Below are 13647 nucleotides of genomic sequence, written 5' to 3'. Positions count from 1 at the left end.
TTTGAGGTGACAAGTATGGAGAATAAAATTAATAGAGTAAAAGAGGACTTATCAGAAAAATTAGATCTACCTAGAGATATAATTTTAGATTTGCCCAAGATAACTATTACTGGGGATAGAGATATTAATATAGAAAATCATAAAGGCATAATTATTTTTGATGAAGATAAAGTTAAGATTAGTTCTAAAATAGGTTCTATAACTATATATGGTAATGATTTTGAAGTTCTGTTTCTTGGTGGGAAGACTTTAAGTTTAAGAGGAGTATTTAAATCGGTGGTGTATGAAGGAAATGAGTAAATTTTCAAAGTACTATAATGGTACAATAGAAGTAGAAGTTCAATCTCTTATACCTGAGAGGGTGATAAATTATTTATGGAATAGGGGAGCTGGGGTAAGAAATATAAGAAAGATAAATATAACTACACTAAGGTTTTATATAGATATAAAAGATTATGATTTTTTAGAAGAAGCTTCTAAAAAGACTAATTCAAAGATAAAAATTATAGGTAGAAAAGGAGCGTATTTTCTATATATTAAGCTTAAAAGGTATATTACATTGAGTTTAGGAGCCATAATGTTTTTATTTTTAATATACTATATGTCTACATTTATATGGTCCATTGATATACAGACGGAAAAATATCTTTCTCCATATGAAGTGAGACAGGCTTTAAAGGATATAGGAGTAAGGCCTGGAGTGAAGAAAAAAAATATAGATGTAACTAATATAGAGGAAGAGATGAAAAAGAGAGAAGATATTATGTGGGTTAGAGCTAGGATAGAAGGAGCAAAAATGAAGGTTAAAGTTGCTGAAAGACAGTCACCCCCCATAATTAAAGAAGATAATAGCATAAATAATATAATAGCCAAAATGGATGGAGAGATAATTAGGATATACACTACCTCTGGTACCCCTTTGGTTAAAGCAGGAGATTTGGTAAAGAAGGATCAACTTCTTATAAAAGCTGAACAAGGTAAAGAAGGGGCTACCTACGTTACTAACGCTGAAGGAGATGTTCTTGCAAAAACTTTTTATGAATTTACTAAAAGTATTAAATTAAGAGGTAAAGTAAAAGAAAGAACCGGTAATAGTAGAGAACATGTTTATTTAGAGTTATTTGGTAAAAAATTATATTTCAAAAAGGAAGAACATGGATATAAACAGTGGGAAATAGCTGAAGAAGGTGGAAATTTTATTAAAAAAGTTATATACTATGAATTAAAAGAGATTGATTTTGAAAAGGATGAAGATAAGGTAATACAAGAGTCTGTGGAAGAACTTAAAAAAGAATTAAAAAAAGAACTACCTATAGAAGCTAAAGTATTAGATAATATAGTAAATAAGAGCATAGAAGAGGACACATTAAATATGAATATAGTTTTTATAGTAGAACAAAATATTTCTTTAAAACAGATTCTGCAGTAATATACTTCTATAAAATGAAAAGGTGGAATAAACATGTCCAATGATAAGAATACTAAAGTTAGAAGCATTTTTAAATATAAACGAGCTGCAATTTTTGCCCTTACCTTTCTTGTAATATATTTTGTTTCATTAACTTCTTTCATAACTAAAAAATATAATCTTCAAGTAGGAGATATAGCAAGGGAAAATATTAAAGCTAGTAAAGAAGTTATAGATAAAATTGCAACTTTAGCAAGGGAAAAGCAAGCTCAAGAAGAAGTGGAACTTCAGTTTAATCAAAAACCAGAAGTTAAGAAGCAGGCATTAGATAATGTTAGAATATTTTTTAATAAGATAAATTCATTAAAAGATGCTGGTAAAACAGAAAATGAGATTATAGAAACATTAAAATCTGAGGCAACGATTTTAGTAGCAGAAGAAGATTTAGTCACTATAGTAAAGCTTTCAAAAGAGGACTTAAAAAACCTTCAAAATGTTATATTAGAAACCCTAAATGAAGTTTATGAGGGAAGAATTGAAGAAGGGAAATCTGAAGATGTTAAAAGATCTCAGGAATATGTAGTTGATAAGATTGGTACTTATAAATTATCTAAAAATTTAAGAAATCTAGGGATTCAAATAACTAATTCTCAAATTAAACCCAACTTTTTCTATGATAAGGAAAAGACAGAGGAACTAAAAAAACAAGCTGTGAAAAATGTGGTTCCTGTAGCAATAAAAAAGAATCAAATGGTAGTTAAAGAGGGAGAGCCTATAACAGAAAGTCAGTTGGAAGTATTAAAAGACTTAGGGCTACTAAATACATCCTCTGGAGAGTGGTATATCTATATAACATTGGCTGTAATGATTTTTATAATAATATACCTACAGTGGTATTACGTTTATAGATACTATAAAGAAATCTATCAGGATACCAGTAAGATGGTACTTATAAGCATAATAAATATAATATCTGTAATAGTAGCTAGAAGTGTAAGCATAGCAACACCTTTTTTAATACCTTTAGCCTTGGGGCCTATGCTTATAACATTGCTTATAAATTATAAAGTTTCTATGACTCTTAGCATAATAAGTTGCATACTAATAAGTATAAATGTAGGATTTAATGTTGAAGTCACAATGCTGGCACTTTTAAATGCTGTATTAGGATCTAGTCTTATAAGAAAAATGCAACAAAGAAATGATATAATTTACTCTGCAATATATATTGGCATGATAAATATGATAATAAGCTTATGTACAGGAGTTTTGCTTAGCAATAACATAATTGAAATATTAAAAAGAACTGGCTTTGTAGGCATAGCCACTTTAGGGTCTGCAATACTAACCATAGGACTTTTACCCCTATTTGAAAGTACTTTTGATATTGTAACTACAGTAAAATTATTAGAACTTTCAAATCCAAATAATCCTCTACTTAAAAAGATACTAATGGAAACACCAGGAACATATCACCATAGTGTATTAGTGGCAAATTTAGCGGAGATGGCTACAGAAGAAGTGGGGGGAAATGCGGTTTTAGCCAGGATTGCTGCTTACTATCATGATGCTGGAAAAACTAAAAGGCCCTATTTCTTTAAAGAAAATCAAATGGGGAAAGAAAATCCTCACGATAAAATAACCCCAAATTTAAGTACATTAATAATAACCTCTCATGTTAAAGATGGATTAGAGTTAGCTAAGGAACATAATATACCTAAGGCTATTCAAGATGTTATTGAACAACATCACGGAAATACTCTTGTAAAATATTTTTATTTCACTGCAAAAAACAATAGTGATAAGCCAGAAGATATAAAAGAAGAAGACTTTAGATATCCAGGACCTATACCTCAAACAAAGGAAGCGGGAATAATTATGCTAGCAGATAGTGTTGAAGCAGCAGTAAGGTCCATAAGTGAACCTACTAAAGGAAAGATAGAAGAGATGGTTAACAATATCATAAAAGATAAGTTAAATGATGGCCAATTAAATGATTGTGATATTACATTAAAGGATTTAGAGAAGATTAGAAAATCCTTTTTAAAAACATTAAACAGCATATATCATCAGAGGATAGAATATCCTACGGATAATACAAAAGTAAGCAAGGAGAAATAATTATGATATACATTGAAAATGAACAGGATAAGATTTCTGTAGATGAAGAACTTATAAAAGATATAGAATCTATTGTGGATTTTGCCTTAAAAGAAGAAGAAGTATTAGTAAAATATGAATTAAGTATATTGCTTGTAGATAATGAAACCATAAAGGAGATAAATAGAAAACATAGATATATAGATAGAGAAACTGATGTATTGTCTTTTCCATTGTTAGATTATCCTAAGGGAAAAGTTTTTAAAAACCTGTATAGTAACTATGAATTTGATAAAACATATCTTGATGGAGAAGAACTTGTTTTGGGCGATATTGTAATATCCCTTGAAAAGGCCTTAGAACAGAGCGTGGATTACGGACACTCTTTTAAAAGAGAGGTTTTATATCTTATAATTCATTCTATACTACATCTTTTAGGATATGATCATATGGAGGATAATGAAAAAGTCTTTATGAGAGAAAGAGAAGAATTTATATTAGGAGAATTTAATATAAAAAGATGATTTCTCTGTAAGTTTACTAATTCAGCTAATTTATCCCATAGCTATTATAGCTAATATTACAATTGTATTCAGATGATATGCCTCGCTCACTGTGGGCGAGGTATATTAATCAATGTAAACTTATTAGGGTGGTGAAGATATGAAAATGAAAAAATTGATTGATAGTTTTAATTATGCTATACAAGGCCTAATATATTCTGCAAGAACTCAACGAAATATGAAAATACATTTAGTAGCCACTTTGTTAGTTTTAGCAGCATGTTTTATATATGATCTTACTAAAATAGAGTTACTTATAATCACAATAACCGTAACTATGGTTATTGCAGCAGAGCTTATAAATACAGCGGTGGAAAGTGCAATTGATGCTACTACAAATTATTATCATCCCTTAGCTAAAATTGCTAAAAATACTTCAGCAGGGGCCGTATTAGTTACTGCAATTAATGCTTTAATAGTAGGATATATAACATTTTGGGATAAACTTACTAATGCAACTTTTTCAATAATAATAAAAATAAAACAGTCAGATCCTTATATGGTATTTATTATATTAGTAATGGTTTCTGTAGCCACACTTATGGTTAAGGCTATTTATGGAGAAGGAACTCCATTAAGAGGTGGAATGCCTAGCGGACATAGTACTCTTGCTTTTTCTATTGCTACAATAATAGCTTTGATTACAGAGGAGCCAGTATCCATGGCTTTAAGTTATCTCTTAGCCATTATAGTTGCTCAAAGTAGGGTTGATTCTGATGTGCATTCTGTGGCAGAGGTTGTAGTGGGGGCTATATTCGGTGTTTTATTAACGCTATTTATATTTAAATTGTTCAGTTAATTTATTAAAAAATTTATAATAAAAGTATTACAAATAATTTTCCAAGGTAAAAAGTAATAAAATAATTGTAAGATAAAAAGTATTATATATTGAATTAGCAATAATTAGTGCTATAATTTATATACAAGATTTTTAAAGTTATAAATTATATGGAGGTAATAAATTATGAAATATGATAGATTAGTAGAAATTGCCATAGAAGCTAGAGAGTTTGCATATGCTCCCTATTCAAAATTTAAAGTAGGAGCTGCAGTTTTGATGGAAGATGACAGTATATATTCTGGATGTAACATTGAAAACGCTTCCTTTGGTGCTACTAATTGTGCTGAAAGAACTGCCATTTTTAAAGCTTTATCAGAAGGACATAAGGAAATAAAAGCTATTGCCGTAATAGGAGATCCAAATACCCATACTTATCCTTGTGGTATATGCAGACAGGTAATGACTGAGTTTGCGGAAAGTGCAGATATCCCAGTAATATTAATTAAAAATAAAGAAGACTATATAATTAAGACTTTAGATGAAATATTACCAGGTTCTTTTACAAAAAAAGATCTTGAAAAATAAGGAGGATAAATGTTTAAATCAGGATTTGTAACTATAATAGGAAGACCTAATGTAGGTAAGTCTACATTATTAAATCACTTAATGGGAGAAAAACTTTCCATAGTGTCTAATAAACCTCAAACTACAAGAAATAATATACAAACTATAATGACAGGAGAGGACTATCAGGTAGTCTTCGTAGATACTCCAGGACTTCATAAGCCGAGACATAAGCTCGGAGAGTACATGGTGAAATCTGCCCAAGACTCTATGAAAGAAGTAGACCTTATTTTATTTTTAACTACCCCTCAAGGACAGGTGGGCAAGGGTGATATCTATATATTAGAACAACTAAAAAACACATCCACTCCTGTATTTTTAATACTAAATAAAGTTGATGAAAATACTCCAGAAAATGTAGCTGAAACTTTAAAAAATTATAGCGAATACTTTAATTTTAAAGAAATCATTCCTATATCTGCACTGAAAGGTAAAAACACAGATAAGTTAATAGAGCTTATGAAAGAAAATATCCCAGAAGGACCTCAATATTATCCGGCAGATATGATAACGGATGTACAAGAAAGATTTATTGTGGCTGAAGCTGTAAGGGAAAAAGCTTTAAGAGTATTAAATGAAGAAGTTCCTCATGGTATTGCTGTTGATGTTATACAAATGAAGAAGGATGATAGAGGTATGTATCATATAGAAGTGGATATGCTCTGTGAGAAAGATTCTCACAAAGGTATAATCATAGGTAAGAACGGACAGACGTTAAAGCGTATAGGTCAACATGCTAGGGAGGATATAGAAAAGTTTTTAAATGCAAGGGTTAACCTAAAAATATGGGTAAAGGTTCGTAAAGAGTGGAGAGATAACCCTAATTATTTAAGGGAACTAGGATATAAAGTAAAAAAATAATTATAACTTAGCCATATAAAATAAGTTAAAGTGGAAATAATAATATCGGGAGATGATTTTCTGTCAATTTATAAAACTAACGGTATAGTGATAAAGGCTCAAGATTTTAAGGAAAACGACAAACTTGTTTATATTTTTACAGAAAAGCTTGGAAAGATAAAAGTTATTGCTAAAGGAGCTAAAAGAAATAAAAGTAATCTATTGACATCTACTATGCAACTTTGCTTTGGTGATTATGTTATATTTAGAGGGAAGAATCTATACACATTAAACGAAGCTAAGGTTATTAACTCTTTTGGCGGATTATTAGGGGATTTAGAAAAGTTAACTTATGCAACTTATATATGTGAATTAATAGATATAGCCATGGTAGAAGAAGAGAGCAATAGGGAGCTTTTTAAAGCTTTTGTTACTTGCATGTACTTACTAAATACAGGAGCTATAGATTATGAAATTTTGATAAGGGCTTTTGAAATAAGATTACTCCAACACACAGGCTATGAATTACAATTAGAAAATTGTAGTCTTTGTAAGAAAAAAATACAATCCTCTAATTACATAAATATAACCTATGGGGGAGGAGTATGTGAGAACTGTCAAAAGCTAAATTCAATTTTTTTATCAAAGGCTTCTTTTAACACATTAAAGTTTCTAAAGACCACAGCTTTTGAAAAACTTTACAGGTTAAACCTGAGCAGTGAAATAAAAAAAGAAATATATGAGATTCTTTCAACCATTATTTCATCAAATTATGCCAGAAGACCTAAGAGTCTTGAAATGCTTGATTTTATAAAAGGAGAGTGAAGCATATGTCAGATATAAATTTAGAAAAAATTGATATTATAAGAGAGAGAACGGGAGTTTCTTACGCAGAAGCAAAAAAAGCTTTGGAATTTTGTGAGGGTAATGTGGTAGATACTTTAATTTATATAGAAGAAAATATGGAAAGCAAAGAAAGTAAGATATATTCTACTTTAGATGAATTCATGCAATGGCTTAAGGATCTTATAAATAAAGGAAATATAAGCAGAATAAAAATAAGAAAAGAAGATAAGGTTTTAGTTGATGTACCTGTAAATGCTGGTATAGCTGCTGGCGTAATTGCAGCAGTTTGGCCACCACTTATAGCTATTGGATTGGCCACAGCTGTTTTAACTAAAGTAACTATTGAGATAACAAAGGATGATGGATCTGTAGAAATTATAAATAAGGTTATTAAAAGTAAAACAGGTGATTTTACTGGAGATATTAAAGAAAAGATTAATGATATAACTTCTACAGTAAGAAATAAATTTTCCAAAGAAAAAGAAGTAGAGATAAATGATGAACCAGTATATAAATATACTGTAAAGTTTGAAGATATGGATAATAATGAAGAAAAGTAAGAAAAAATTCATTTAAATGAATATAATGAATAATTTACAAAAATGTATTTAAATTTATACAATTAAGGTGTACTATTTGATAAAATTCGTGTATAATATATTTGAAATGTACAAAAGAAGTTATTCTTTGTATATTTTTAAGGAAATAAGATAGAGGGTGATGAATATAAAGCTAACTCCAAGACAAGAAGAGATAATTAGATTAGTGAAGGAGAGGCAGCCTATTACCAGTGAAACTCTAGCTTCTAATTTAGGGGTTACAAGAGCTGCATTGAGGCCTGATCTTGCTATATTAACCATGACAGGTATTTTAGAAGCAAGACCTAAAGTAGGATATATATATTCACAAAAGCCCTCTTATAGTATGATTTATGATTATATCATCGATATTAAAGTAAAGGATATAATGTCAAAGCCAGTAGTTGTTAATGAAGAAACTACTGTATATGATGCTATAATTCATCTTTTCTTAAACGACGTAGGTACTTTATTTGTAGAAAACAAAGGAGTGCTTATAGGTGCCGTATCTAGAAAAGATTTTTTAAAGATAGCTATTGGAGGGACTGATATACATAAGGTTCCTGTAGGCATAATTATGACTAGAATGCCTAATATAATATTTGTTGAAAAAGAAGATAGTGCTTATTTGGTAGCTCAAAAAATAATTGAGCATGAAATTGATAGTTTACCTGTGGTTGAAAGAATATTTGAAGAAGGAAGAGAACATCTTAAAATTATTGGTAAGGTTTCAAAAACAAACATTACAAAGCTATTTGTTAAATTAGGTCAATCAAAGTAAGTTCTATACTAACCGGGACATTTAATGTCCCGTTAGAATACAATTCAATATACATTATACAATTGAAGGAGTGTTAACATGGAAAAGAAATATGTTTACCTTTTTAGTGAAGGCGATGCTTCAATGAAAAACATCCTTGGAGGTAAAGGAGCTAACCTTGCAGAAATGACTAGCTTGGGAATACCAGTTCCACAAGGATTTACTGTAACAACAGAAGCATGCAACAAATATTATGATGATGGTAAGGTTATAGCTAAAGAAGTTATTGACCAGATATATCAAAAGATGACTGAACTTGAAAAAATAACAGGAAAGAACTTTGGAAGCACAGAGAATCCGTTATTAGTATCAGTTAGATCTGGAGCAAGAGCTTCTATGCCAGGAATGATGGATACTATATTAAATCTTGGACTAAATGATGAAACCGTTGAAGCTATGATAAAGCTTACAAACAACCCAAGATTTGCTTATGATTCTTATAGAAGATTTATACAAATGTTCTCAGATGTTGTTATGGGAATAGAAAAGAAAAACTTTGAAGCCTTAATCGAAAAGATGAAGGAAGAAAAAGGTGTTCATTTAGATACAGACTTAACAGCTGATGATTTAAAAGAATTGGTTAGACAATTTAAAGAATATTATAAAAAAGAAAAAGGTGAAGATTTCCCATCAGATCCTAAAGCTCAATTAGTTGAATCAATTCTTGCTGTATTTAGATCATGGGATAACCCAAGAGCTATAGTTTATAGAAGATTAAATGATATTCCTTCAAGTTGGGGAACTGCTGTTAATGTTCAAGAAATGGTATTTGGTAACAAAGGAGAGACTTCAGGTACAGGAGTTGCTTTCTCAAGAAACCCATCTACTGGAGAACATAAGATATTTGCTGAGTACTTAATGAATGCACAAGGTGAAGACGTTGTCGCAGGTATAAGAACTCCAGAACCAATAGAAAAGCTTAATCAAGATATGCCAGAAATATACAAACAATTTATGGATATAGTTCATACATTAGAAAATCACTATAAAGACATGCAAGACATGGAGTTTACTATAGAAGAAGGAAAACTATACTTCTTACAAACAAGAAACGGTAAGAGAACAGCTCAAGCTGCTCTTAAAATAGCTGTTGACCTTGTTGAAGAAGGAATGGCAACTAAAGAAGAAGCTATATTAAAAGTTGAGCCTAAACAATTAGATACATTATTACACCCAGCTTTTGATAGCAAAGATCTAAAAAGTGCTACTCCAATAGCTAAAGGACTTCCTGCATCACCAGGAGCTGCTTGCGGTAAAATAGCATTTACAGCTGAAGAAGCTAAAGTAAGACATGAAAATGGAGAAAAGGTTGTTCTTGTAAGACTTGAAACTTCTCCAGAAGATATAGAAGGTATGATAGCTGCTGAAGGTATATTAACAGTAAGAGGTGGAATGACTTCCCATGCTGCAGTTGTTGCTAGAGGAATGGGAACTTGCTGCGTTGCTGGATGCGGAGAGTTAAAAGTTGACGAAGATAATAAAAAATTAACAGTTAACGGAAAAGTATATTCATCAGAAGATTATATTTCTATAGATGGAAGTACAGGAAATATATATGGATCAGCTATAAACACTGTTGAACCAGAAATAACTGGACACTTTGAAACATTTATGGCTTGGGCTGATGAAATAAGAAAATTAAAAGTTAGAACTAATGCTGATACTCCAAAAGATGCACAGCAAGCAGTTAAATTTGGAGCAGAGGGTATAGGTCTTTGCAGAACTGAGCATATGTTCTTTGCAGAAGATAGAATAGCTGCAGTTAGAGAAATGATAGTTTCTAAAAATGAAGAACAAAGAAGAAAAGCATTAGAAAAATTATTACCAATGCAAAAAGAAGATTTCGTTGGCTTATATGAGGCAATGGAAGGAAAACCAGTTACTATAAGACTTCTAGATCCACCACTACATGAGTTCTTACCACATCATGAAGATGAAGTGAGAGAATTAGCAAAAGAAATGGGATTAACTTATGAAGATTTAAAGACAACTATAGAATCATTACATGAGTTTAACCCAATGATGGGACATAGAGGATGCCGTTTAGCAGTTTCTTACCCAGAAATTGCTGAAATGCAAGCAACAGCTATTATTGAAGCAGCTATAGAAGTTAAGGAAAGAAAAGGCTTTGACATAGTTCCAGAAATAATGATACCTCTAATAGGAGAAATAAAGGAATTAAAATATGTTAAAGATATAATCACAACTACTGCTGATAAAATAATAAAAGAAAAAGCTGTAGATCTAAAATATATGGTAGGAACAATGATAGAAATACCAAGAGCAGCTTTAACTGCTGATGAAATAGCTAAAGAAGCTGAATTCTTCTCTTTTGGAACAAATGACTTAACACAAATGACTTTTGGATTCTCAAGAGATGATGCTGGTAACTTCTTAAAAGACTACTATGAAAAGAAAGTTTACGAATTCGATCCATTTGCTAAATTAGATCAAACTGGAGTAGGTCAATTAGTTGAAATTGCAGCTGAAAGAGGTAGAAAGACTAGACCAGAAATAAAACTTGGTATATGTGGAGAACATGGTGGAGATCCATCATCAGTTGAATTCTGCCACAATGTAGGATTAAACTATGTTTCTTGCTCACCATTTAGAGTACCTCTAGCAAGGCTTGCTGCTGCTCAAGCTCAAGTTAAAAACAAGAGATAATATATAAAAGTATGAAGGACTATCCTTTAGGATGGTCCTTTTAATTTATTTTGCATTTAAATTTATTTTCTATATAATCTTTAAATGCAAAGGCAAATTGAAGTTGATAATTATTTTTAGAGATGGATTTATTTAATAAATTACAAAAAGATGACTTGTTACATTTATTTATATTGTTATAATAGTCACGGGATATCTTCCAATATTTTTGAGGAAAGGCCAAATATACTAATATATATTTGTATTCATCAAGAGATAGTTTTCTTACGTTTTCATATCTCTTTAAAGCGCTTATGGCTATTTCTAGATCCCAGCGAGTATTATCTCTTTTTAATAATCTTCTTAAAAAATAAGAGATATCATGAACGCAATAATCAATTTTACATTTATCAAAATCTATGGTCCAAACATTATTTGCATTATCAAATATTATATTTTTATTTACATAATCACCATGGCATAGAGAAATACTAAGATTACTCACGTTAGTATTAAAAGATACATCTAAGGCTAATTTTGCAAGTTTTATGCTACTTTCAAAATTGTTAAGAAATATTTTTGAAAATTTATCTCCATATTTAAAAGCCAAATTGGAACTGTTTAGTAATTGATCAAAATGTTTTTGGGTAGATAAGCATATATCTCCATAGGCTTCTTTATATTTACTACCTTTAATTGGATTAAAATCGCAACATACATTATGAAATTTTGATAGGTTAAAAGAAGCATCTATAATATTTTCTATATTATCATAGTTGCATTTATTCCCATCAATCCAAGGAGTTAATATAAACAGCATGTTATTTTCCATTACGAATCTACCATTTTCTTTTGTAGGTAAGATTCTAGGGACTTTTATATTATTTCTGTATAGCCATTCTATGGCAGAATATACAAATAATAATTCACCTACATCATAATAGACTTTTTTTAAGCAATAAGCATTTTTTTCATTATCTATTTTATAAACAGCTCTTTGTTTATCTGTATCTTTAAATTTAATCTGAGTAACATCATAGTCTTCTAAACCGTAGTGAGGAAGTATTATTTTTTTTATATTATATTCAGATAATAGATTATAAGAAACTTCTTTTGCTTGAGAAGGCATAATAACACTCCTAAAAATTAATTCACTATAATAATATTAAAATGGAGAGATTAATATACTTAAAAAATAATTTTTATCTTATATATATACCTAAAATAGAGGATTTTAAATTATATTATAGAATTTATTTATAAAGAGAGGTGGTTAATGTGCTAATCAGAGATAAGATTCAAAGAAATGAGGAAATAACCCTCATAAAAGGGGCAGCGCTTTCCAAAAATACTAAGGGACGAGCAAAAATGGAGGAGCTAGAGGATATTAGAACGCCTTACATGATTGATAGGGATAGAATAGTTCATAGTAAATCTTTTAGGAGATTAAAGCACAAAACTCAGGTTTATATAAAAACCTCAGGGGATCATTATAGAACTAGGCTTACCCATACATTAGAAGTCTCTCAAATTTCTAAAACAATAGGAAAGGGCATAGGATTAAATGAGGACCTTATTGAAGCCATAGCACTTGGTCATGATTTAGGACATGTAGCTTTTGCTCATAATGGAGAAGAAGTGTTAAATGAGCTTTTACCTGGAGGGTTCAAACATAACGAGCAAAGCATAAGAGTTTTAAAATATTTAGAGAAAAACGGAAAAGGGTTAAATCTTACAGAAGAAGTTTTAGATGGAATTTTAAAACATAGCGGCTTTTCTAATTCCTCTAAAGTTAATAGAGCCATAACCTTAGAGGGTCAAGTGGTTAAATATAGTGATAAAATAGCCTATGTAAACCATGATATAGATGATTCCATAAGAGCTGGTTTGCTCAGGATTAAAGATATACCAGAGGAGCTTATTAATATATTAGGAAAAACTCATGGAGAGAGGATTAATACATTAGTTAATGATTGTGTATATAATACTTTAGATAATATAGATAAAGGTATATTAGAAGTATCTTTAAGTAAAGATATAGGCCATGCTTTAGCTCAGCTTAGAAAATTTATGTTTCAAAAGATATATTTAGGTTCTATATTAAAAGAAGAGAGAGAGAAGGCGAAGTTTGTTTTACATAATGTTTATGATTATTACATGAAGCATATAGAAGAAATGCCTCACATATACAAAAATATTGTCGAAAAAGAAGGTAAGGAGCGAGGAGTAACGGATTATATTGCAGGAATGAGTGATGATTATTGTCTGGTTTTGTTTAATAAAATTTACGTTCCAAAGTTTGTAATATATTAAGAAAATTAGGAATAATTTTACCATTGTTATGGGTAGACTATTTAATGAAATTATTATATAAAATATACATAAATATATGAAATCTTGAAGGAGATTTAAAATTTATAAAGAATATATACTTAAAAGCT

General features: G+C 30.1%; 13 protein-coding genes. 12 read left to right on the top strand and 1 reads right to left on the bottom strand.

Annotated elements, in window-relative coordinates:
• Nucleotides 1-15: 15 nt before the first annotated feature.
• The 11 genes from yqfC (at nucleotide 16) to ppdK (ending at nucleotide 11227) form a co-directional block, all read left to right on the top strand.
• Nucleotides 16-300, top strand: a complete 285-nt coding sequence (yqfC, locus tag KQI89_RS04545) for a sporulation protein YqfC (protein ID WP_032121921.1) — start codon at nucleotides 16-18, stop codon at nucleotides 298-300.
• On the top strand, nucleotides 293-1429 hold the full coding sequence (gene yqfD, locus KQI89_RS04540) for a sporulation protein YqfD (RefSeq protein WP_216456080.1): 1137 nt from the start codon (nucleotides 293-295) through the stop codon (nucleotides 1427-1429). The genes yqfC and yqfD overlap by 8 nt, the downstream gene beginning before the upstream one ends.
• A 33-nt stretch (nucleotides 1430-1462) precedes the next feature.
• Nucleotides 1463-3529 (top strand): HD family phosphohydrolase, encoded by a 2067-nt coding sequence (locus KQI89_RS04535; protein ID WP_032121920.1) that lies wholly within the window; start codon nucleotides 1463-1465, stop codon nucleotides 3527-3529.
• 2 nt (nucleotides 3530-3531) lie between these two features.
• The gene (gene ybeY, locus KQI89_RS04530) at nucleotides 3532-4032 is read left to right on the top strand and encodes an rRNA maturation RNase YbeY (RefSeq protein WP_216456079.1); all 501 of its coding nucleotides are present in this window, start codon (nucleotides 3532-3534) and stop codon (nucleotides 4030-4032) included.
• 139 nt (nucleotides 4033-4171) lie between these two features.
• A complete protein-coding gene (locus tag KQI89_RS04525; protein WP_032121918.1) occupies nucleotides 4172-4870 on the top strand; it encodes a diacylglycerol kinase in 699 nt (232 codons plus the stop codon).
• Between the two features lie 165 nt (nucleotides 4871-5035).
• A complete protein-coding gene (locus tag KQI89_RS04520; RefSeq protein WP_216456078.1) occupies nucleotides 5036-5437 on the top strand; it encodes a cytidine deaminase in 402 nt (133 codons plus the stop codon).
• Between the two features lie 9 nt (nucleotides 5438-5446).
• A complete protein-coding gene (gene era, locus KQI89_RS04515) occupies nucleotides 5447-6337 on the top strand; it encodes a GTPase Era (protein WP_216456077.1) in 891 nt (296 codons plus the stop codon).
• Between the two features lie 30 nt (nucleotides 6338-6367).
• Nucleotides 6368-7141 carry a DNA repair protein RecO gene (recO, locus tag KQI89_RS04510; RefSeq protein ID WP_343216325.1) on the top strand — a complete coding sequence of 258 codons (774 nt, stop codon included), beginning with the start codon at nucleotides 6368-6370 and terminating at the stop codon, nucleotides 7139-7141.
• Between the two features lie 5 nt (nucleotides 7142-7146).
• Complete coding sequence (locus KQI89_RS04505; RefSeq protein ID WP_216456076.1) at nucleotides 7147-7722, top strand: DUF4342 domain-containing protein; 576 nt, start codon at nucleotides 7147-7149, stop codon at nucleotides 7720-7722.
• Between the two features lie 160 nt (nucleotides 7723-7882).
• Nucleotides 7883-8521, top strand: a complete 639-nt coding sequence (gene ccpN, locus KQI89_RS04500) for a transcriptional regulator CcpN (RefSeq protein WP_032121914.1) — start codon at nucleotides 7883-7885, stop codon at nucleotides 8519-8521.
• Between the two features lie 78 nt (nucleotides 8522-8599).
• On the top strand, nucleotides 8600-11227 hold the full coding sequence (gene ppdK / locus KQI89_RS04495) for a pyruvate, phosphate dikinase (protein ID WP_032121913.1): 2628 nt from the start codon (nucleotides 8600-8602) through the stop codon (nucleotides 11225-11227).
• A gap of 40 nt (nucleotides 11228-11267) precedes the next feature.
• On the opposite strand, the gene KQI89_RS04490 is transcribed toward ppdK, so the two are convergent.
• Nucleotides 11268-12335 carry a CotS family spore coat protein gene (locus KQI89_RS04490; RefSeq protein WP_032121912.1) on the bottom strand — a complete coding sequence of 356 codons (1068 nt, stop codon included), beginning with the start codon at nucleotides 12333-12335 and terminating at the stop codon, nucleotides 11268-11270.
• Between the two features lie 149 nt (nucleotides 12336-12484).
• Here KQI89_RS04490 and KQI89_RS04485 point away from each other — a divergent pair, with 149 nt between their 5' ends.
• Entirely contained in the window at nucleotides 12485-13519 is a 1035-nt protein-coding gene (locus KQI89_RS04485; protein WP_216456075.1) for a deoxyguanosinetriphosphate triphosphohydrolase, read from the top strand.
• Nucleotides 13520-13647 lie beyond the last annotated feature (128 nt).

It is taken from the genome of Clostridium simiarum (genome assembly GCF_018919175.1).
Taxonomy (GTDB): Bacteria; Bacillota; Clostridia; order Clostridiales; family Clostridiaceae; genus Clostridium_L; species Clostridium_L simiarum.
This window is presented reverse-complemented; position numbering and strand designations above follow the sequence as displayed.

Excerpts from the sequence above, each read along its gene's own strand:
- KQI89_RS04535 (WP_032121920.1), top strand. The coding sequence starts at position 1,463 with ATGTCCAATGATAAGAATACTAAAGTTAGAAGCATTTTTAAATATAAA.
- era (WP_216456077.1), top strand. The coding sequence starts at position 5,447 with ATGTTTAAATCAGGATTTGTAACTATAATAGGAAGACCTAATGTAGGT.
- yqfD (WP_216456080.1), top strand. The coding sequence starts at position 293 with ATGAGTAAATTTTCAAAGTACTATAATGGTACAATAGAAGTAGAAGTT.
- KQI89_RS04490 (WP_032121912.1), bottom strand. The coding sequence starts at position 12,335 with ATGCCTTCTCAAGCAAAAGAAGTTTCTTATAATCTATTATCTGAATAT.
- ccpN (WP_032121914.1), top strand. The coding sequence starts at position 7,883 with ATGAATATAAAGCTAACTCCAAGACAAGAAGAGATAATTAGATTAGTG.
- yqfC (WP_032121921.1), top strand. The coding sequence starts at position 16 with ATGGAGAATAAAATTAATAGAGTAAAAGAGGACTTATCAGAAAAATTA.
- ppdK (WP_032121913.1), top strand. The coding sequence starts at position 8,600 with ATGGAAAAGAAATATGTTTACCTTTTTAGTGAAGGCGATGCTTCAATG.
- ybeY (WP_216456079.1), top strand. The coding sequence starts at position 3,532 with ATGATATACATTGAAAATGAACAGGATAAGATTTCTGTAGATGAAGAA.
- KQI89_RS04505 (WP_216456076.1), top strand. The coding sequence starts at position 7,147 with ATGTCAGATATAAATTTAGAAAAAATTGATATTATAAGAGAGAGAACG.
- KQI89_RS04520 (WP_216456078.1), top strand. The coding sequence starts at position 5,036 with ATGAAATATGATAGATTAGTAGAAATTGCCATAGAAGCTAGAGAGTTT.
- KQI89_RS04525 (WP_032121918.1), top strand. The coding sequence starts at position 4,172 with ATGAAAATGAAAAAATTGATTGATAGTTTTAATTATGCTATACAAGGC.